General features: G+C 61.9%; 13 protein-coding genes. 9 read left to right on the top strand and 4 right to left on the bottom strand.

What is annotated here, in order from left to right:
- The first annotated feature begins 190 nt into the window (after positions 1-190).
- Positions 191-1,192 carry a Bug family tripartite tricarboxylate transporter substrate binding protein gene (locus I2H36_RS01360; RefSeq protein WP_196262091.1) on the top strand — a complete coding sequence of 334 codons (1,002 nt, stop codon included), beginning with the start codon at positions 191-193 and terminating at the stop codon, positions 1,190-1,192.
- Positions 1,193-1,255: 63 nt separating this feature from the next.
- Here the strand turns inward: I2H36_RS01360 and I2H36_RS01355 are convergent, their stop codons facing one another.
- Both I2H36_RS01355 and I2H36_RS01350 read right to left on the bottom strand, forming a co-directional pair.
- Complete coding sequence (locus I2H36_RS01355; RefSeq protein ID WP_196262090.1) at positions 1,256-5,557, bottom strand: translocation/assembly module TamB domain-containing protein; 4,302 nt, start codon at positions 5,555-5,557, stop codon at positions 1,256-1,258.
- Positions 5,557-7,515: an autotransporter assembly complex protein TamA gene (locus I2H36_RS01350; RefSeq protein ID WP_246718591.1), complete on the bottom strand. Its 1,959-nt coding sequence runs from the start codon at positions 7,513-7,515 to the stop codon at positions 5,557-5,559. Before I2H36_RS01350 ends, I2H36_RS01355 begins: the two co-directional genes overlap by 1 nt.
- A gap of 642 nt (positions 7,516-8,157) precedes the next feature.
- Here I2H36_RS01350 and I2H36_RS01345 point away from each other — a divergent pair.
- The 5 genes from I2H36_RS01345 to I2H36_RS01325 are packed head-to-tail and all read left to right on the top strand — an operon-like array spanning position 8,158 to position 12,583.
- Positions 8,158-8,985 carry a cytochrome c oxidase subunit II gene (locus tag I2H36_RS01345; RefSeq protein WP_196262088.1) on the top strand — a complete coding sequence of 276 codons (828 nt, stop codon included), beginning with the start codon at positions 8,158-8,160 and terminating at the stop codon, positions 8,983-8,985.
- 38 nt (positions 8,986-9,023) lie between these two features.
- Positions 9,024-10,805, top strand: coding sequence for a cytochrome c oxidase subunit I (gene ctaD, locus I2H36_RS01340; RefSeq protein ID WP_196262087.1), 1,782 nt, complete (start codon positions 9,024-9,026; stop codon positions 10,803-10,805).
- Complete coding sequence (locus I2H36_RS01335; protein WP_196262086.1) at positions 10,798-11,502, top strand: cytochrome c oxidase subunit 3; 705 nt, start codon at positions 10,798-10,800, stop codon at positions 11,500-11,502. The genes ctaD and I2H36_RS01335 overlap by 8 nt, the downstream gene beginning before the upstream one ends.
- Before the next feature lie 14 nt (positions 11,503-11,516).
- Positions 11,517-12,239: a heme-copper oxidase subunit III family protein gene (locus I2H36_RS01330; protein WP_196262085.1), complete on the top strand. Its 723-nt coding sequence runs from the start codon at positions 11,517-11,519 to the stop codon at positions 12,237-12,239.
- Between the two features lie 8 nt (positions 12,240-12,247).
- Complete coding sequence (locus I2H36_RS01325; RefSeq protein ID WP_196262084.1) at positions 12,248-12,583, top strand: cytochrome C oxidase subunit IV family protein; 336 nt, start codon at positions 12,248-12,250, stop codon at positions 12,581-12,583.
- A 57-nt stretch (positions 12,584-12,640) separates the two neighbouring features.
- Here I2H36_RS01325 and I2H36_RS01320 read toward each other — a convergent pair whose 3' ends face one another.
- Positions 12,641-13,465, bottom strand: a complete 825-nt coding sequence (locus I2H36_RS01320) for a DUF2189 domain-containing protein (RefSeq protein ID WP_196262083.1) — start codon at positions 13,463-13,465, stop codon at positions 12,641-12,643.
- A 301-nt stretch (positions 13,466-13,766) separates the two neighbouring features.
- Between I2H36_RS01320 and tam the strand changes: the two genes are divergently transcribed.
- The 3 genes from tam (at position 13,767) to I2H36_RS01305 (ending at position 17,132) form a co-directional block, all read left to right on the top strand.
- The gene (tam, locus tag I2H36_RS01315) at positions 13,767-14,540 is read left to right on the top strand and encodes a trans-aconitate 2-methyltransferase (RefSeq protein ID WP_196262082.1); all 774 of its coding nucleotides are present in this window, start codon (positions 13,767-13,769) and stop codon (positions 14,538-14,540) included.
- A gap of 201 nt (positions 14,541-14,741) precedes the next feature.
- Entirely contained in the window at positions 14,742-15,227 is a 486-nt protein-coding gene (locus I2H36_RS01310; RefSeq protein ID WP_196262081.1) for a FecR domain-containing protein, read from the top strand.
- A gap of 6 nt (positions 15,228-15,233) precedes the next feature.
- Positions 15,234-17,132, top strand: a complete 1,899-nt coding sequence (locus I2H36_RS01305) for a CHASE2 domain-containing protein (RefSeq protein ID WP_196262080.1) — start codon at positions 15,234-15,236, stop codon at positions 17,130-17,132.
- 19 nt (positions 17,133-17,151) lie between these two features.
- On the opposite strand, the gene I2H36_RS01300 is transcribed toward I2H36_RS01305, so the two are convergent.
- Positions 17,152-19,032, bottom strand: coding sequence for a tetratricopeptide repeat protein (locus I2H36_RS01300; protein WP_196262079.1), 1,881 nt, complete (start codon positions 19,030-19,032; stop codon positions 17,152-17,154).
- Between the last annotated feature and the right edge of the window lie 2 nt (positions 19,033-19,034).

Raw genomic sequence — 19,034 nt, 5'->3', positions numbered from 1 at the left:
AATTCGACCCTGCGTAACACTTTTCAAGGGATCATAGTTCCCTAAATCCAGAAAAATTTTTCCGGCACTAGGGAGCCTCAAGCCGGCCCTTTATGGCCCATTGCCCCGGGCCGTCGGTTGCGCTCACATGGGGGCTACCGCCCAGGAAATTATCCCAGCGGTCAACAACACTAAACCCTAGGGAGTCGCCATGCCATCCTCTTCCTACTCGAGACGCCAATACATGCTTGGCCTTCTGCTCGGAGCCGGAGCCTGCCTTGTCTCGGGAGCGGCGTTTGCCCAGCCGGCAGCTTATCCGACCAGACCAGTCCGCCTCATCGTGCCCTTCACGCCGGGCGGCACCACGGACATCTTCGCCCGGCTCGTAGGCGAGAAGCTGTCCCAGTCCTTAGGCCAGCAGTTCGTCATCGAGAACCGTGGCGGTGCCGGCGGCAATATCGGGGCTGATGCGGTCGCGAAGGCAGAGCCGGACGGTTACATGCTGGTCATGGGCACGGTCGGCACTCATGCCATCAATCCGAGCCTCTATGCCAAGATGCCCTACGATGCGCTCACCGATTTCGCACCCGTTGCCTATGTGGCCGGCGTGCCGAACCTGATGGTGGTCAGTCCCAAGAAGGTGAAGGCCACCACCGTGCAGGAATTCATCGCCGAGGCAAAGGCGACACCCGGCAAATTCACCATGGCCTCATCCGGCAACGGCACCTCGATCCATCTCTCAGGCGAGCTCTTCAAGCAGATGACGGGCGTCGAGATGCCTCACGTGCCCTATCGCGGCAGCGGGCCGGCGGTGAACGACCTGATCGGCGGGCAGGTGGACGTGATGTTCGACAACCTCCCCTCCTCGATCGAGCATGTGCGCGCCGGGAATCTCCGAGCCCTGGCGGTCACGTCGTCGAAGCGCTCCCCGGCTCTCCCCGACCAACCGACGCTTGCCGAAGCAGGCCTTCCCCAATTCGAGGCAACGAGTTGGTTCGCGCTGTTTGCTCCCAAGGGCACTCCGCCGGAGATCACGAACAAGTTGAACCAGGAAGTCCGCAAGGCGCTGGAAACGCCGGAACTGCAGAAGCGCTTTGCCGATCTCGGCGGCGAGATCAAACCCATGAGCCCGGATGAACTGATGGCCTATGTCGGAGCCGAGCACGAGAAGTGGGCCAAGGTCGTTAAGGCATCCGGTGCCAAGGTCGACTGATAGAAAGAAACGTGGGAGCCGTCATCTGGCAGCTCCCACCAAATGATTTCCAGCCCGACGGCATTAGTACTCCAACTCGAATCCAAGCCCAACGGAGGTGCCGCCCTCGGCATTCACCTCGCCTTGGGCCTTGAGGCGCCGTGTCAAATCGATATCCACCGTAACGCCACTTTCCTCAGGCCGCGCACCGGCTCGCACGCCCACGCGGACATTATCGCTGATATAGCGGGAGACACCGACACCCGGCCCGCCGCCGGCGCCCACCGTGATGTCGAGGCTGTCGACGCCGAGCGAACGGCGCAGGCGCTCGAATGCATCGTTGCCGGAACCGCCGGAGAGCTGCGCCACGGCCTGCGCGAGTTGCAGCGCCTGACCGGCGGAAAGGCCGCCGGATGGCTTCTGGAATAAGACGCGGGAGAGCACTTCGTCCTGCGGCAGATCGGGGCTCGAGCTGAACGAGAACTCGGGGCTCGACGCCGGCCCTGTTACCCCAATGCGCGCCGTCACGTCTCCAGCCTGGGTTTCGGCCAGGAAGTCGAGCGACGGCGTCAGATCGCCCGTGAAGTCCAGGCGCCCGCGCACGAGGTCGATCCTTTGCCCGAGAAGATCGAAGCGTCCGCGGCGCAGCTCGAAGGCCCCAATGGCGACGGGATCCTGCGTGGTTCCTTGAAGCCTCAGGTCGCCTCCGAGTTCCGCATTAAGTCCTCTCCCGCGTACGAAGATGCGGTTCTGCGCGGTCAGCACCAGATCGAGTTCAGCTCGGAAAGGCGTTCCTCTCGCAGAAGCGGCTTGCCGCCGCTGGGCTAGGGCAAGCCGGGCCGCGGCGGTCGGCGTGGGCCTCACATGCTTCGTCCCGGGCAGCGGCCGCAAGGTGGTTGGCAGGCGGTCTGGCACGGAGACGTTCATCGTGATGATGCTGACGCGACCCGCCGCGCGAGGTCGGCGGGCCAGGGGTCCTGAGAGGGTCAGGTCCAAGTCGGCGCTCGCCTCGACGGTTTCGTTGGATACGAGCTGGGCCCGGCTGCCTGTAATCCTGATCTCGCCGGGAAAGCCCGCGGCCGGATCGATGGTCACCTGTCCCCGGGCCGCAAGAGAGCCGCCGTTTGGGGTTTGCGCCGTCAGGCTCTCGATAGCGAGCACCTGTCCGCGTGCCGCAAGCCGCCCGGCGATGCCGTTGAGCTGGATGCCCTGCAGCGCATCGGAGAAGCTGCCGTTGGCAAGGCTTACACTCCCCTGAATGCGGGGATCGGCGATCGTTCCAGCGATGGAGAGATCCAGGTTGGCCGTGCCGGTAAGGCGCTGACCGGAGGCTGAGAGGAACGTGTTTGCGATGGCAAGGTCGGTGCGCCCCGAAACCCTGAGCGCAATTTCATCGGCTGTCCTGATCGGAACGCTGCCGGAAACCTGGAAGGTGCCGGCGCGGCCGGCCGAGACACGCGCATCGATACCGATGCGTTGATCGGCTAACCGGCCCTGGGCTTCAATGCCGAGCGGCGGCAGCCCCGCCTGACGGGTCTGCGCGGTCGCAAGGGCGGATACCGTGAGCCGATAGGTGCCGCTCGGATTGCTCGTGCTTCCTGTCACTGCGGCATTACCGTTGACAGTGCCGGCAAGGTCGAGATTCGGCACAATGATTTCGGCCGTCTGAAGCGGCAGGTTGCGGATGTCGACATTGAGGTCGAGCCTGTCGCCGATTGTACCGGACAGGGCAACACGTCCCTGATCCGCCGCGATCACCACATTGGACAGGGCAACGGCGCCATCCTGCAGCGTAACAGTGGCGGGCTGCGCCAAAGCCAGACGCCTGCCGCCACGGCGCGCACTGAACGAAGCCAATTCGATCCGTGTCGCGTCGCCCGGCACGACGCGACCCTGCGCATCGAGATCGAACCCCTGCCCCGTCGCTGAGGCGCTGAAGCGGGAGGCATCCGGTGTGCCCTCAGCCACGAAACGTACATCGCGATAGGTCTGCCCCCCGGCGGTCAATGACGCAGCGGAGATTGAGCCATCGATCACCGGGCGACGGTAGATGTCCTGAACTTTAAGCCGCGTGTCGAAATCCCGCACGGAGACATCGCCCACGGCGAAGCGCGACCCTCGTGCGGTGACCCGCACGTCCTGTCGCCCCCCCTGCGCGCTGAGCGACACGGCGGCATCGAGCGACCCATCGAGCTTCGTCAGCACGAGTGGAGAGAGATCGTCGAGGTTGCTGCCGGACAGGGTGATCTCGCCCTGTGCCAACTGGTCAGGACCTAGGCGGAGATTTCCATTGAGCGCCACCGATCCGATGTCGAGATCGAGCCGATGGAGCAGCCATCCACCGTCGGTTGGCTTCGCCAGATGGAGGGAACCCGTGGCCGGCTTGTCATCAACCCGCCCGTCCAAGGTGAGATCCGCGTCGAGTGCGCCGGTCACGTCGCGGGCACTGAGATCGAGAGCAAGGCGCGGAATGGAGCGGCCGAGCGCGCGGACATCGGTGAGCGTAGCGGTGCCGGTGACATCCGGCCGCTCGAGAGAGCCCATCAGGCGCGCAGCAACAGTCGCCCGGCCTGCCGTGATGCGCTCGTCCACACGCCTCAATTCGTCAATGGTGATGTCGAGACCCAGGTTCGCAGCCGATTGCGTGGCCTGCCCGTCCACACGCGCATCGAGATGCGCTCCATCGATGCGGAAGTCGTTGAAGGCGAACCCATTCGGGATGCGGCGCAATGTGCCTGCAGCGGTGACCGCACGTCCCAGAAGTCCATCAAGAGCCGGTGTTCCGGTCGACAGCTCGCGAAGCCGCGCATCGACAGCCGCCGCCATATCATAGCGGCGCGGATTGCCGGTGAGCCGGGCGTCAAGATCCGCCGAGCCACGAAGCGTGCGTCCGGCGATGCCGGAGAACGGAGCCAGCGCAGGAATTCTCGCATCCAGCGTACCGTTGAGGACAGTCGATCCGACCCGGCCCGTGAAGCTCGCCTTCGCGGTCGACGTCTCGATGCGTGCAGTCTCGACGCTGGCAATACCTTCAAGATCGAACGAGCCGCGGGAAGTCACCGCAAGGGTCGGCCCGATGGCGCGCGCCAGCGCCTGATCAGCGGGGCGGATCCCGCTGGCATTGGCATCGATGGCGAAGGAGAAGCGGTCCGGGGGAGAGGCGACCTCCACCGGGTTCATGGTCACGCGGGCGTTGAGCGCATCGAGGGAGCCTTCCGGCAACCGGATCTCCGCAGCATCCAAGGTGCCATTGACGCGCGGCGCCGTCAGCGGACCCTGAACGGTGCCGTCGAAGTTGAGCCGGGCGATCTCGGCCACTCCGGCGCGCGTTCTGCTGCCATCCGTCGGAAGGGCACGGGCATTGAGCCGGATATCGAGAACCTGACCGGAACTGACCGTTCCGCTCATATCGAAGCGGGCGACATTCGACGTGATCTGAACCGGTTGGAAACGGACAGCGCCGTCATCGGCGACATTCACATTGCCGACGAGTTGCGTGGTACCGCTGAAGATCGGGGCAGCCGGCGCCGGCAGCAGCCCTTCGATGCGGGCTGCGAGGTCCACCTTCAAGTCATAGGCAGCGTTCGTGCGTCGTACCGTCGTCGTGCCCGCCGCTCCGATCGTCGGGCCGGCTGTAAAATCGAGCCGCGCCGCGAAGTCGCTCAATGGCCCCTGCCCGGCCAGCTTCAGATCGACCGGCGGAAGGCCGGGAAGCTCCAGAAGCCGGGCCGCGATGCCGCCGGGGGGCTCCTGGTGCGTGAGGTCGAGCGCGAGGCGGTTGGTCTGCGGCACGTAATTGAGATCGATGGAAAGCTGCCCGGGAGCATCAAGGCGCTGCGCCGCAAAGGTAAGGTCGAGCCCTTCCGAAGGATTCCCGATCTGGGCGGAGCCTACTGCTGAAAGCCGTGCCTGTGTGCCCAGCACCGGCTCGCCGAGCACCAGTTCCTGCAAGGCAAAGCGGTCGACGATGACCCGGACCGGCAATTCGGGCAGGATCGGCTCGTCGGAGACCGGCGCGTCCTCCTCGACGGGCAGCGGCCGGCGCTGGATCTGAAGTCGGCTGATGGTGAGTTCGTCGACCTGGAGCCGTCCACGCAGAAGCGCTGTCCGGCTCCAGACCAGGTTTGCGCGGTCGAGACTGAACCACACACCGTCCCGATCTGCGATGCGCACGTCGCGGATGACGGCATTCGAGGAGAGCGCTCCTTCGACGCTGCCGATGCTGACACGCGTAGTCGGCGTGGAGAGGAGACGCGAAATCAGGCTCGCCAGAACGCCCTGATCACTCTGCGCCTGACTCGGACGCGAGACGAGGACCCAAGACGCGATCAGCGCGACAGCGAGGAAGACGGTCAGAAGGGCAAGGGAGCGGATTGGCTTGTTCATCAGAAGGCCTGCCCGATTCCGACATAGATGGCGTAAGACGGATCGCCGCTTTCCGGGTTGACCGGAATCGCGACATCCAGGCGGATAGGGCCGATCCCGGTGTAATAGCGGAGGCCAAGACCAGCGCCGATGCGGATGCGCTCGTCGAAATCCGGATAGCTCGATTCAAAAGCGGTGCCGGCATCGACGAAAGGCACGATGCCGATCGTGTCGGTGATCTTGATGCGGGCCTCAAGCGATGCCTCCAGAAGGCTCCGTCCGCCGATCGGCTCGCCCTGGAAGGTCGGTCCAAGAGTCCTGTAGGTGTAACCGCGCACGGAACCACCGCCACCCGCGAAGAAACGCCGGTTGGCGGGAATCTCATCGAGATCCGCCCCGACAATTGAGCCGAGGCCGATGCGCCCGGCCAACACGTAGCGCGATTCCTCATCCAACGAGTAATAGGCCGACGCAGTCCCACGAGCCACCGTGATAGGAACCGAGGAGCCGAGGAACTCGGGGTAAGGCGTTACCGAGGCGATCAGCCTAATGCCTTCGGTGGGATTGAGGGCGTTATCGGTGGAGTCATAGGTGAGGGAGACGGGCAATCCGACGAGGGTATAGTCGATCTGCCCGAGCACGTCCGAGGTCTGTCCCCGCTCGTACTCGATGCCGCCCTGGATCGCGAAGGTCTCGCTGAAGCGGTGACGGATGGCGGCGGTCGCGTTGACGAGGCGGCTGGTATAGCCCTCCGTGCGGTCGCGCTCGACGAGTGCATCGACGAGCAGGTCGTTGCGGGTTCCCCACAGGGCCGGCTTCAGGAAGCTCGCGCGGAAACGACCGCCGAGATCGCTCCAGTCGAAACCATCGTCCTCGTCTGGCCGCCCACCGTCCTCGGTCAGGTAAAAGAGATTGCCCTCGAACCTCAGCCGCTCGGCGCCGCCGAACAGGTTGCGATGCGCCCAGTAGGCTCTGAGCGCCGGTCCGTCCGTGGTCGAGTATTGAGCAGACGCTCCAATGATGCGCGGCGGACGCTCGGTGAGTTCCACGAAGAGCGGCAAATTCCCATAGGCATCGAGCACCTCCGCTTCACGGATGCGTACCGAGGACAGCGCTTCGATCTGTGAGATCGACTTGCGCATCGAGGCGAGTTCCGCTGGCGAATAGGGATCGCCCGGCTCCGTGTAGATGAAAGAGCGCACCACGGCCGGATCGACGCCTTCGGCCCCCTGGATCGTAATGGGCCCGATACCCGCACGAGAGCCTGGATTGACCGCGAGGCTCACGTCCATCGCTTGCGCCGGATGAACCACCACCGGCTCACGCCGCTCCACCTTTGCAAAAGGGCGGGACTCGGCGCGGAAATAATCCACGATGCGCGCCTCAGCACCCAGGATATCGGCAGAGCGAGCTGGATCGCCCGGGTTGATCTGAACCACCCGCGGCGGAAGTTCACTTGGCGGGAACGGTCTTCCTGAGCGTGCATCCAGAACGGCAACATGTCGGAGTGCGAATTGAGGCCCAGGATCCGCGATGATCTGGACCGGCACGAGGGCCCGTGCCCGATACCCGGCCACCGCGCGCGCCGCGGCCTCGATGCGTCCGGACTGAAGCGCCAGTGGAACACCGGCGACGCTGATCGTAACATTGGCGTTATAATACCCCGCTCCCCAGAGCGCGTCGATCAAACGTGGCAGATCGGCCTGCGCCCGAGCAACCAGGGCTGCAGCGTCTGGAGGAGGATCCGACTGGAGGCTCTGCAGCGTTGACGCATCCTTCAGCGTCTGCTCCAGATTTTTTATGTCGCTGCCGATGGCATAATCGAGGGAATAAGGTAGGGCATCCGCGCTGGGAGGGGGCGGATCATCACTTCCGCCGAACCATCCGAAGAGATCGAATGCGACGGCATAGGTCGACGGCAGTCCACTGAACAGAACGCCTAACAGGAAGAGAAACGCTGTCCTTCGAATGGTGCTCAACCACAGCACTTGAGGCACTCTCTCCCTAATGCGGAATTGGTTCTTGATCTCTCACCGCTCCAAGTGTTCCCAGGAGACATGTTGCGATCTGTCGAGGTTCGTCAGGCGCGTACCTAACCATAGTTTCCGCAGAGGCAAAACCCCGGCCGGGCGATTTCAAGTTGATTATTGATGAAAGAGATCAGCAAACCTTAGTTGTGAGGAAAACATCCACATCCCTATTCACGCCAAGGCCTGCAAGATAAGAAAAACTGTTGTCGCAGGCACACTAAAATCGGACCGAATGTTGCCATTATTCCGTCACTTTCTGAGGACGCCTCTGTCGACCCGACCATACATAATGCGCATGTGCTTATGTTTCACATGAAACAAATATACCGCACTTGGCTTTCTTCATGCCGCGGACGGCCAAGCCTGATTGACCGCAAACTCCAACGGGTGTAATTTTTGATGTAGCTGTAAGGCAAATGCCAAGTTTCTGTCATGTATAGAGCAGCCGCCTCAGAGCTGATGCTGATTGTTGAATGCGTTTTGGTTGCGGCTTCTTTGGTAGTGTCTCAATCAAAACATAGCTACGACGCAAAATAGAGTTGCTCCTTCTGCTTCAGATCCAACGCCTGATTAAGGCAAGGATGGTGAGGAATGGCTGTAGCGCTCATACTCGTTCTTATCGCTGTTGGCTCAGTGGTCTTCCACCTCGTCAGCCCCTGGTGGTGGACGCCGATCGCATCGAATTGGCGCTACATAGACAACACGATCATCATCACGTTCTGGATCACGGGCGCGGTCTTTGTCGCGGTCATACTCTTCATGGCCTATTGCGTCTATCGCTTTCGCCATCAAGCAGGACGGCAAGCCCATTATGAGCCCGAGAACAAGCGCCTGGAGTGGTGGCTGACCATCGTGACGGGCGTCGGTGTGGCCGCCATGCTGGCGCCCGGCCTCTTCGTCTGGCAGCAGTTCATCACGGTGCCCGATGACGCAACCGACATCGAGATCTTCGGCCAGCAATGGCAATGGAGCTTCAGGCTGCCCGGACCCGATGGCCAGCTCGCCACATCCGACACACGCCTCATCAGTCCTGACAACCCGCTCGGAATCAACCGCGACGACCCGAAATCACAGGATGATGTCGTCATCGAGGGTGGAGAGCTGCATCTTCCGGTCAACAGGCCGGTCAAGGCTCTCCTGCGCTCAGCTGACGTTCTCCATGACTTCTACGTACCGGAGTTCCGGGCGAAAATGGATCTGGTGCCCGGACAGGTGTCGTTCATCTGGTTCACCCCGACGAGAACCGGGACCTTCGAGATCCTGTGCGCGGAGCTGTGTGGGGTCGGCCATCCGCAGATGCGCGGGAAGGTTATCGTTCAGGAAGAGAGCGACTATCAGGCATGGCTGCAGGACAAGGCGCCGACGAGCTTCGCTCGCCTGACGCCGGACGCCATGAGCGGGACAGCTGTGCCCGATTGAGCGAAGTGAAAGAGTGAAGAACCAGGGAGAGAATCCTGATGGTAGACGTTCCACTTGGATCGGCAGGAGTGGTCACAGCGCCCGATGTCGAGGACGTCGAGCTCTACCATCCGCATAGCTGGGTGACGAAATATGTCTTCAGTCAGGACGCGAAGGTCATCGCCATCCAGTACGCCTTCGTGGCTCTGTCCGTCGGCCTCATCGCCCTCGTCCTCTCATGGCTGATGCGCCTGCAGCTGGGATTTCCAGGCGTCTTCTCCTTCATCGACGCCAATGCCTATTACCAGTTCGTCACCATGCACGGCATGATGATGGTGGTCTATGTGCTCACCGCGCTCTTCCTCGGCGGCTTTGGTAACTACCTCATCCCGTTGATGGTCGGCGCGCGCGACATGGTCTTTCCCTATGTCAACATGCTGAGCTTCTGGATCTATTTCCTGGCAGTCTTCATTCTCGTGGCAAGCTTTTTCGCACCGGGCGGCCCCACGGGAGCCGGTTGGACGCTCTACCCGCCGCAAGCCATTACGTCAGGCACGCCGGGAGGTCAGGAATGGGGCATCATCCTGATGCTCGTGTCGCTGATGGTCTTCATCATCGGCTTCACCATGGGTGGCCTGAACTACGTGGTGACCGTGCTGCAGGCGCGAGCGCGGGGCATGACGCTGATGCGCATGCCGCTCACAGTCTGGGGCATCTTCACCGCAAGCTTCATGGCGCTGCTCGCCTTCCCGGCCCTGTTCGTCGGCGCCGTGATGATGCTGTTCGATCGGATGCTCGGCACGAGCTTCTTCATGCCCGCCATGGTGGAGATGGGACAGCCTCTGGACCGCAACGGCGGCAGCCCTCTCCTTTTCCAGCACCTGTTCTGGTTTTTTGGGCATCCCGAGGTCTATATCGTGGCCCTGCCGGCTTTCGGCATCGTGTCGGACCTCATCAGCACCCATGCACGGCGTAACATCTTCGGCTATCGCATGATGGTCTGGGCGCTGCTGGCCATCGGCGCTCTCAGCTTTGTCGTCTGGGCGCACCACATGTATGTGAGCGGCATGAACCCGTATTTCGGGTTCTTCTTCGCCACCACGACTCTGATTATCGCCATCCCGACAGCGATCAAGGTTTATAACTGGATCCTCACGCTCTGGCGGGGAGATATCCACCTCACCGTCCCCATGCTGTTTGCGCTCGCCTTCATCGTCACCTTCGTGAACGGCGGCCTCACCGGGCTCTTCCTCGGCAACGTCGTCGTCGATGTTCCCTTGTCGGATACGATGTTCGTCGTCGCGCATTTCCACATGGTCATGGGGGTGGCCCCGATCCTGGTGATCTTCGGTGCGATCTATCATTGGTATCCGAAAGTGACCGGGCGCATGCTGAACGATGGGCTCGGCAAGCTCCACTTTTGGGTCACGTTCCTCGGTGCCTACGCGATTTTCTTCCCTATGCATTATCTTGGCCTGATGGGTATCCCGCGCCGGTACCATGACATCGGCGATATGGCCTTCGTGCCTCCCTCAGCGCACACACTCAACGCCTTCATCACCATTGTCGCGCTGATCGTCGGCGCAACCCAGCTCGCCTTCGTGTTCAATCTCTTCTGGAGCCTGCGCCACGGCAGGGAAGCGGGCGGCAACCCCTGGCGCGCCACCACCTTGGAATGGCAAACGCCGGAAACTCCCCCTCCTCATGGCAATTGGGGCAGGGACGTGCCGGTCGTCTACCGCTGGGCCTACGATTACAGCGTGCCGGGAGCCGATCAGGATTTTCTACCGCAGAACCAGCCGGGGCCCACTCGCGCCACAACGGGAGCAGGCCATGGGTAGCATCCTGTTGTTCCTGAGCATCCTGGCGATCATCGCGACATTGTGGCTTTCGCGGCAGGGCATCGCGTCCAAGCCGTGGCTGGAGCAGGAGGCAGCGGTCGTCCTGTCGGATCTCCCTGTTCAACCGGCGGATCCGACAACAATCGGGCTCCGTATCTTCCTCGCTGTTGTCGGCTCATTCTTCGCGCTGTTCATCAGCGCCTATGCAATGCGCATGCAGCTTCCGGATTGGCGCGCACTGCCACTCCCGCCCATCCTCTGGCTCAACACCATCATGCTTGTGCTGAGCAGCATCGCACTTCAGGGCGCTAAGGTCGCTGTGGGGCATGGCGAGAGGGTAGAGCTCAAGGCGAGCCTGATTGCAGCCGGCATCTCGGCTTTGGCCTTCCTGTCGGGGCAGTTGGTTGCCTGGCAGCAATTGTCGGATGAGGGCTATCGCCTTGCCGCTAGTCCGGCCAATGACTTCTTCTATGTCCTGACCGGAGCGCACGGTCTTCATCTCCTGGGCGGGCTGGTAGCGTTGACTCGTACCACCGAGATGGCATGGCGCGTGCCCGTACCTGAGCGACTGCGCCTGTCCGTGGAGCTCTGCGCCACATACTGGCACTTCCTGCTCCTTCTCTGGCTCCTTCTTCTGAGCATCTGGCTGGGTTGGGCCGGCCGGTTCATCGACATCTGTCGGCAGTTGCTGACCTGAATGGAGCCCTGCTCATGACGGAACAGGCTGTGACGGACACAACACATAGATACTCCGAGGCTGCAGGTCTGCGCAGCATCGCAGCCGACTTCTCCTCAGACCGGCAAGCCTTCAGGAACGTCTCCTGGGGAAAGGCCATGATGTGGATCTTCCTCCTCAGTGACACCTTCGTGTTCAGCTGCTTCCTGATTTCCTACATGACGGCTCGCATGTCCACGACGGTGGCATGGCCCAATCCGAGTGAAGTCTTTGCCTTGACCATCGGAGCCACCAGCCTCCCCCTCATCCTGATCGCGATCATGACCTTCGTGCTGATCAGCAGCAGCGGCACCATGGCCATGGCGGTGAACTTCGCCTACCGCCGCGACCGCCGGAAGACCGCGGTTCTGATGCTGGTGACGGCCCTGCTCGGAGCCACCTTCGTCGGCATGCAGGCTTTCGAGTGGACCAAGTTGATCCATGAAGGCGTGCGCCCCTGGTCCAACCCATGGGGAGCGGCGCAGTTCGGCTCGAGCTTCTTCATGATCACTGGCTTCCACGGCACCCATGTGAGCATCGGCGTGATTTTTCTCCTGATCGTCGCCCGAAAGGTCTGGCGGGGCGACTATGACCAAGAGAGAAAGGGTTTCTTCACCAGCCGCAGGGGGAATTACGAGGCTGTCGAGATCATGGGTCTCTACTGGCACTTCGTCGATCTGGTCTGGGTCTTCATCTTCGCTTTCTTCTATCTCTGGTGAGCACGCTCATGGCACAGGCATCTGCCCACATGCAGGGACAGCAGCATCCGATCAGGCTCTATCTCGTAGTCTGGATCTGGTTGTTCATCCTGAGCGCCTGCTCCTACTCTGTCGATTACTTCCAGATTCAGGGGCTCCTGAGATATTCGCTCATCCTCTTGTTCATGATGCTGAAGGCCGGCCTCATCATCGCCGTCTTCATGCATATGGCCTGGGAGCGCCTCTCGCTGGTCTATGCCATCCTGGTGCCGATCAGTGCCGTGCTGGTTTTCGTGGCGATCATGGTGCTGGAATCGGATCACACACTCCTCTCCCGCCTTTCTTTCTTCGGGCCGGGCACCTGATCAGCGAAAAGGCGGCCTTTTGACCGGACCGCCTTTGTGCCTTCTACAGTATTCAAGTCACATGACCGGATGAGCCTCATCAGGCTGCGGAGGCTCCACCACCCGGCGATATAGGTGCCAGGTCGCGTGCCCGAGCACCGGCATGACGATGGCAAGACCCACGAAGAGCGGGATCGATCCGACGAGGAGCCCTGCTGCCACGATTAAGCCCCATAAGGCCATCGTCAGCGGGTTCATGACGACTGCCTTTATCGACGTGTAGACGGCCACAGCCACCCCTACATCCCGGTCGAGAAGCAGCGGAAACGAGATCACGCTGATGCTCAGAACAGCGACGGCGAAGCAGAAGCCGAGAATGTTGCCGATGGCGATCAGCCTCATGCCCTCGGAGGTTGAGAGCACCTGATTGACGAATTGCGAATACGACATAGGCACCTCATAGCCGAAGATGGACTGGTATAGCAGGCGCGCCGATGTCAGCCATACGAGGAAGATGACGAGCAGCACCGCCCCGAGAGCCATGATTGAAGGGATGGAAGGCGATTTGAGGACATCGAAGGCATCCTGCCAGGAGGTGGTGAGACCAAGCTCCCGCCGTCTGCTGATCTCATAGAGCCCGATGGCCGCGAACGGCCCCACCAGGGCAAAGCCCGAAGCCAGCGGGTAGAGCAGCGGCAGCGCATTGTTGCTGAATGTCAGCGCGGCGAGACATACGCCCAGAATGGGATAGATCAGCCCGAGAAACACGAGGTGAGATGGCATCGCCCAAAAATCATCGAACCCCCTCGCCAATGCCTCCTTCAGATCGGCGGGTGTGATCTTCCTGACAATCGGGTGGGCTGGGGTTTCGGTTGCACCGGCGACAATGTGAAAATGGGCCATAAGCGCTCCTCCAGGGCTGAACCTTGGCAGTTGAGACACGGCCATGCGCGACAATGCAGCGGTCACGCTTAGCCGTAACCTATGCAATGACTATACGCTCGAACGAGAAAGATGTCGCCCTTGAATGGATTCTCCCGTGTCGAGAATGGTGGCTTGATTTCCCCTGATAGGTTTGCGCAGTGCAGCATCGCCTGTTGGGACTTGCGTCTGAGATCAACGCCATGCTTGGCTGCGCCGAGGGAGCCACTGGCGCTTCTGCAGGATGTGCTGACCCTGAACCCTAAGGATGATGAGGCCTCCCTTGGCAGACTGGAACGCTGGACAATACCTGAAATTCGAGGATGAGCGGACGCGACCCGCGATAGATCTGATCAGACGTGTCCCTCCGGCGGGAATCCGCAGTGCCGTCGACATAGGCTGCGGCCCTGGGAACAGTACGGAACTGATCACCAATCGCTATCCCGAAGCGCGCGTGATCGGCCTCGATAACTCGCCCGACATGCTCGCCAAGGCGCGGGTGCGTTTGCCAGAGGTCAAGTTCCAGGAAGCGGATATTGCAACCTGGAAACCAGACCAGCGCTACGACCTGATCTTCGCCAACGCCGTCCTCCAATGGCTGCCGGACCATAAGCGCCTGCTGGCACGTCTCGCCTCTTCTCTGGAATCAGGAGGCTGCCTTGCGGTTCAGATGCCCTACAACCTGCAGGAACCCTCGCACCGACTCATGCGGAAGGTTGCGCAGGAGGGGCCTTGGGCGGAAAAGCTCAAAGCTGCGTCCGTATCCCGTGAGAAAATCGGATCGTTTGAGGATTATTATTCCTGGCTGCTTGAGGCGGGATGCTCAGCCGATCTCTGGCAGACGACCTATGTACATCCCCTGGCGGATGCGGAAGCGATCGTCGAGTGGCTCAAGGGCACGGGTTTGAGACCCTATCTCGATCCTCTCTCACCGGAGGAGCAATCCGGGTTTGTGGATCAGTATCACGCACAGATCGAGAAGGCCTATCCAGTTCAGCAGGACGGCAAGGTTCTTCTGCGCTTTCCACGCCTGTTTATGGTTGCCCTAAAACATTGAGGTTTGCCACGCCCCCCGAAGGGTGACATCTGGCACATCGCTGGCACTCTCCTATCCTCCATATTGTAACCATTGGCATCTTTGAGCCGTCCGTGACAACAGCGGGGCCTTTGGCAGCGGAGGAACATCATGACATGGAGAAGGACAAGTCATTGGGCAGTTTCTCCTGCTGCGGCACGGCTCGTCCTTCTATGCACTCTGATGCATTTTCCCTTGAGTGAGACTGCACTGGCTCAAGGTGTCGGCTGCGTGCTCCAAGCGGCATCGGGCCCGCAGCGCCAGATCCTGCGCTGCCATGATGGCCTCACTATTGAGGCTGAAGCGGGAGCGGCCTACGAAATCGTGGATCGCAACCGGGACGCCCAGCCAGATGCTGTGAATCTGCAGGGCCGCGCCATCTTCGTCGATGCGCCCGCGCGGTCAGTAGGGCGGGGCTTCCAGATCATGACGCCACAGGCCATTGCCGCAGTGCGCGGCACGCAATGGGCGGTCGACGTGAGCGGCACCCGGACGTCCGTGTTCGTCGTGACGGGACGGGTCGCGGTGCGGCGGGTCTCAGGCAATACCCGGGGTGTCAGCCTCGGGCCTGGAGAGGGTGTCGATGTGGAGGCCGGCACATCGTCTCTCGTCGTGCGGCGCTGGCCAGCCGCCCGGGCAGCAGCACTCCTCGCCCGCCTCGGGCGCTGAGCCTTCATGGGTAGGCGATACGCCATTCCGTTGATCGCCGCTGCCCTTGCGGGTGTCTGGGGTGCAGGGCTGGCCATCTTACACTGGCAGGGCAAGTCCGCCCTTCTTGATCGGCTGGAAGCTCCCCTGGTCGATCTGCGGTTTCTGATCCAAGGTCCACGCCCGGCACCGGACGGCATCACGATCCTGGCTATCGATGACCAGACCGTGCAGCAGGTCGGCGCCTATCCCCTGCCCCGCACCACGATGGCACAGCTCGTCTCAAAGGTGGGACGCATGCAGCCGAAGGCCGTCGCGCTCGACATCCTGTTCGTCGATCCGGGCCCGGCGGAGGGGGACCTTGCGCTCGCCAAGGCTCTGGGCGAGACGCGGGGCGTCTTGGCGGCAGCAGGCCTATTTGATCGAAACGTGCCGTACGATGCCGACGCAGCTGCTCTCAACGACCTCCCCATGGTCCAGAGACTTCTCCTGCCGATTGAAACTCTGGCCAGTGCCTCGGCGGTGGGTGTCGTGAACATCGCCACGGATCCGTCTGGGGTGCCGCGACACATTCCGCTTCTGGTTCGCTCAAATTCCCAGATCATTCCCTCATTCCCGCTTCGCACCGTCTCTGTTGCCATGGGACAAGATCCGGTTCTCCGGGCAGACGAAGTCGCCATCGGCGACGTCGCAACAAGCACTGAGAGGGGATATGCACTTCCTCTCCGTTTCTATGGCCCGTCCGGCACCGTTCGCACCATCAGCGCCAGCGAGGTCTTGGACGGACAGGCCGATGAAGATGCGTTTCGGGGCAGGATCGTCGTAATTGGCGCGACGGTGACGGGAGGCGGCGATGCCTTTCCGACACCCTTCGATCCGGTATTGCCGGGCGTCGAGGTCTTGGCGACCGCCATGGCGCATCTCATGGATGGCGACGGATTGGTGCGTGATAGGCGTGTGCGCTTCGCCGATGGCTGCGTGGCCATCCTGCTGCCGATCCTGTTCGTTCTGCTCCTCGCCTGGCATCGCGGCATATGGGGATTTGCGGTCATCGCCCTTGTCACGGCCGCATGGATCGGGCTGACCTTCGCGGCGTTCACGCGAGGCATCTGGCTCAGCGCCACCCTTCCGCTGCTGGCAGCTTTGCCTCCGGCCATAGTCTTCGGAGCGGCGGAACTCTGGCTTGACAGGCGTCGCGCAGACAGGCTCAGCGTGCAGAGCAGGACTTTGCGCCGCTTCCAGCCTCCGAGCCTTACCAGGCGCCTCGCCGAGGATCCTGCTTTCCTCATGAAGCCGGTGCGCCAGAAGGTAGCTGTGATCTTCATCGATCTATCGGGCTTCACTGGCCTGAGCGAACTTCTGCCTCTCGACGAAACCCGCGAAATGCTGCGCGGCTTTCACGCTCTCGTGGATCAGGAGGCGGTGCGCCATCAGGGAATCGTCGCCAGTTTCATGGGCGATGGTGCCATGATCCTGTTCGGGCTGCCGGATTCCTCGCCCGAGGATGCCTGCCATGCCGTGGAGGCCTGCGTCGGACTGTGTCTGCGGACGGAAGTCTGGATGGCGGACTTGCCTGATACGATTGCATCCCAGATCGGGTTCAAGATCGGGGCTCATTTCGGGGAAATCATCGCCTCGCGGCTCGGTGGCGACAGTCATCAGCACATCACGGCCGTCGGCGATACGGTCAATGTGGCGAGCCGGTTGATGGAGGTCGCCGCCTCGCACGATGCCGATGTGGCCCTGAGCGACGATCTCCACCGCGCAGCAGGCGATGGTTGTTCAATTTTCGAATCCGGTCTTCTGGAAGGAACATTTCCGACTGCGATCCGCGGCCGGTCCGGTTCCATTCCGATTTGGCTCTGGCGAAGAAGTCACACCCACATGCATTCGGGCTCCGGTGAACGCCACCGGAGCCCATCCTGATCACCATCAAGCTTCTGATTCAGAGCTGTTCGGGAGCCGGCATGCCCGTTCCGAACCAGTTCTTCTGCATGAGGGACTTTGCTTCCTCGACCGTTGCCTGATCGCCCTGCGCCTCGGCTGCACGGAGCAGCCCTGCCGCGGCCCAACCATTGTTTGGCGAGCGATGCAGCGCCTCGCGGAATGCCATCGCTGCCTCAGCGGATTTACCCTGTGCCATCAAGGCAGCTCCCAGGGATTGATGCACCGGGTAGTACCAGTAGGGCGGCTCCATGTAGGGCAGCCTGTCCTGGATCGTCGCAGCCTCCGCAAACAGCGCGGCAGCCTGGGCCTGATCGCCGGCATGCTGCGCAATTCTGGCCTTAATCTCGTGCACCGCGATCGAGAGCACATCCGGCCCGGGTACACCAGCATCGGGCAGAGCCTTGATCTCAGGGCGCTTCGCCAACGCGTCTATGGCGCCAGCCTCCGAACGGGCCTCATCAGCTCGCCCGAGACGGGCCAGGGCAACGCCGCGTGCATAATGCCATGCGGCTTTCACATATGGAAAATCACCCTTCGGCTCAGGCAGGGCGAGCACGTCCTCCGGCTTCGAGAAGACCGCATGAACGTTGTAGGGCGCGGCCGTGATCGGCTGTGTCCAAGGCACCTCACGCTGCGCACGCTCGGACACGATACCTGACAGCTTTGTTGCCGCGTCTACGGCAGTGCCGCCATCGCCGCCGGTCAGCGCCGAGACCATCAGGAAGTGAACGTTATGTGCATAATAGGCTTCGGAATAGAGAAGGCTCGCGCCGCCCTCTTTGACGAGCGTCTCATCGGCTGCCGCCGCACGCACATTGGCATCGAGGCTCTCCCGCCAGCGACCGAGCCGGTACCAGATGTGGCTCGGCATATGCACCAGATGACCTGCGCCGGGCATCAAGCTCTCCAGGCGGGCCGCATGAGGAGCGGCCCGCTCCGGATGGTCAGATGCCTCGACGGTATGAATATAGAGGTGGACGGCGCCGGGGTGGCTGGGATTGGCTTCGATTGGGCTGGATGGCGCCGTTCCGAGCACGCCTTCCAGCAAGGTGACGATCTTCTCGGTCTTGCCTTTCGGCGTCTTGCCGCCATCGGCCCAGTAATCCCACGGCGTGAGATTCATGAGAGCATCGGCCGTGAGAACCGCCACATGCGGATCGTTGGGGAATCGCGCCTGCACCGCCTCCATGGCATCAGCGTAAGCTTGATCCAGAGCCTTGCGATCAGCATTGGGATCAGGCGAATGCCGTTTTGAGAGCGCCTCCACCAACGCGACCTGCATATCGCCGTTACCTGAAGCAACAGTGCGTGCTTTCTCGAGCACTGTGAGCGCGCGCGCATTGGCGTCCGCATCCATCGGGTAGTTGATATGCGGGCCGAGCACCCAGGCCTCGCCCCACAGGCACATGGCGCAATTCGGGTCGAGTTCCTGCGCCGCCCGGAAGGCACGCGCCGCTTCCGCGTGATTGAAGCCCCAGCCCAGCCTGTAGCCCTGATTGAAATAGGCCTGAGCCTCCCCGTTCGAGTCTTTGATTACCACCCAGGAGAGAGTGCCGAGATTGTCGCGCAACGGGGGCTTGGCGTCAGATGTGGGAGCTGCTGCACCGCGCGGCAGGTCGCGGCCATAGGCGCCGAGTTCCGTACGCTTCGGCTGAACGTTACTGGTTTGTGGCTGCAACTGCGCCACCGACATATGCTGCCCGGAGCCGTGATGGCTCGGATTCTGCAGGGCATGCAGCATACGGACCCGGGGACTATCATGTCCACCGAGAGGACATGCATAGGCCGTACCTCCTGCCAGCAGGGCCAGAGCAGCCGTTGCTGCAAGCAGAGCGGATCGCGATGGGCGGATACGATGGTGAGCGTCGAAGGTCGTCATGA

The sequence above is a fragment of the Microvirga terrestris genome (assembly GCF_015694425.1).
GTDB lineage: Bacteria > Pseudomonadota > Alphaproteobacteria > Rhizobiales > Beijerinckiaceae > Microvirga > Microvirga terrestris.
Note: the sequence above shows the minus strand (reverse complement) of the source record. Positions and strands in the feature narration are given on the sequence as shown.

Bases quoted from the DNA above. Each gene is read 5' to 3' on its own strand.
- I2H36_RS01355 (WP_196262090.1), bottom strand. From the start codon at position 5,557: ATGAACAAGCCAATCCGCTCCCTTGCCCTTCTGACCGTCTTCCTCGCT.
- I2H36_RS01300 (WP_196262079.1), bottom strand. From the start codon at position 19,032: ATGACGACCTTCGACGCTCACCATCGTATCCGCCCATCGCGATCCGCT.
- I2H36_RS01325 (WP_196262084.1), top strand. From the start codon at position 12,248: ATGGCACAGGCATCTGCCCACATGCAGGGACAGCAGCATCCGATCAGG.
- ctaD (WP_196262087.1), top strand. From the start codon at position 9,024: ATGGTAGACGTTCCACTTGGATCGGCAGGAGTGGTCACAGCGCCCGAT.
- I2H36_RS01335 (WP_196262086.1), top strand. From the start codon at position 10,798: ATGGGTAGCATCCTGTTGTTCCTGAGCATCCTGGCGATCATCGCGACA.
- I2H36_RS01320 (WP_196262083.1), bottom strand. From the start codon at position 13,465: ATGGCCCATTTTCACATTGTCGCCGGTGCAACCGAAACCCCAGCCCAC.
- I2H36_RS01310 (WP_196262081.1), top strand. From the start codon at position 14,742: ATGCATTTTCCCTTGAGTGAGACTGCACTGGCTCAAGGTGTCGGCTGC.
- I2H36_RS01305 (WP_196262080.1), top strand. From the start codon at position 15,234: ATGGGTAGGCGATACGCCATTCCGTTGATCGCCGCTGCCCTTGCGGGT.
- I2H36_RS01360 (WP_196262091.1), top strand. From the start codon at position 191: ATGCCATCCTCTTCCTACTCGAGACGCCAATACATGCTTGGCCTTCTG.
- I2H36_RS01345 (WP_196262088.1), top strand. From the start codon at position 8,158: ATGGCTGTAGCGCTCATACTCGTTCTTATCGCTGTTGGCTCAGTGGTC.
- I2H36_RS01330 (WP_196262085.1), top strand. From the start codon at position 11,517: ATGACGGAACAGGCTGTGACGGACACAACACATAGATACTCCGAGGCT.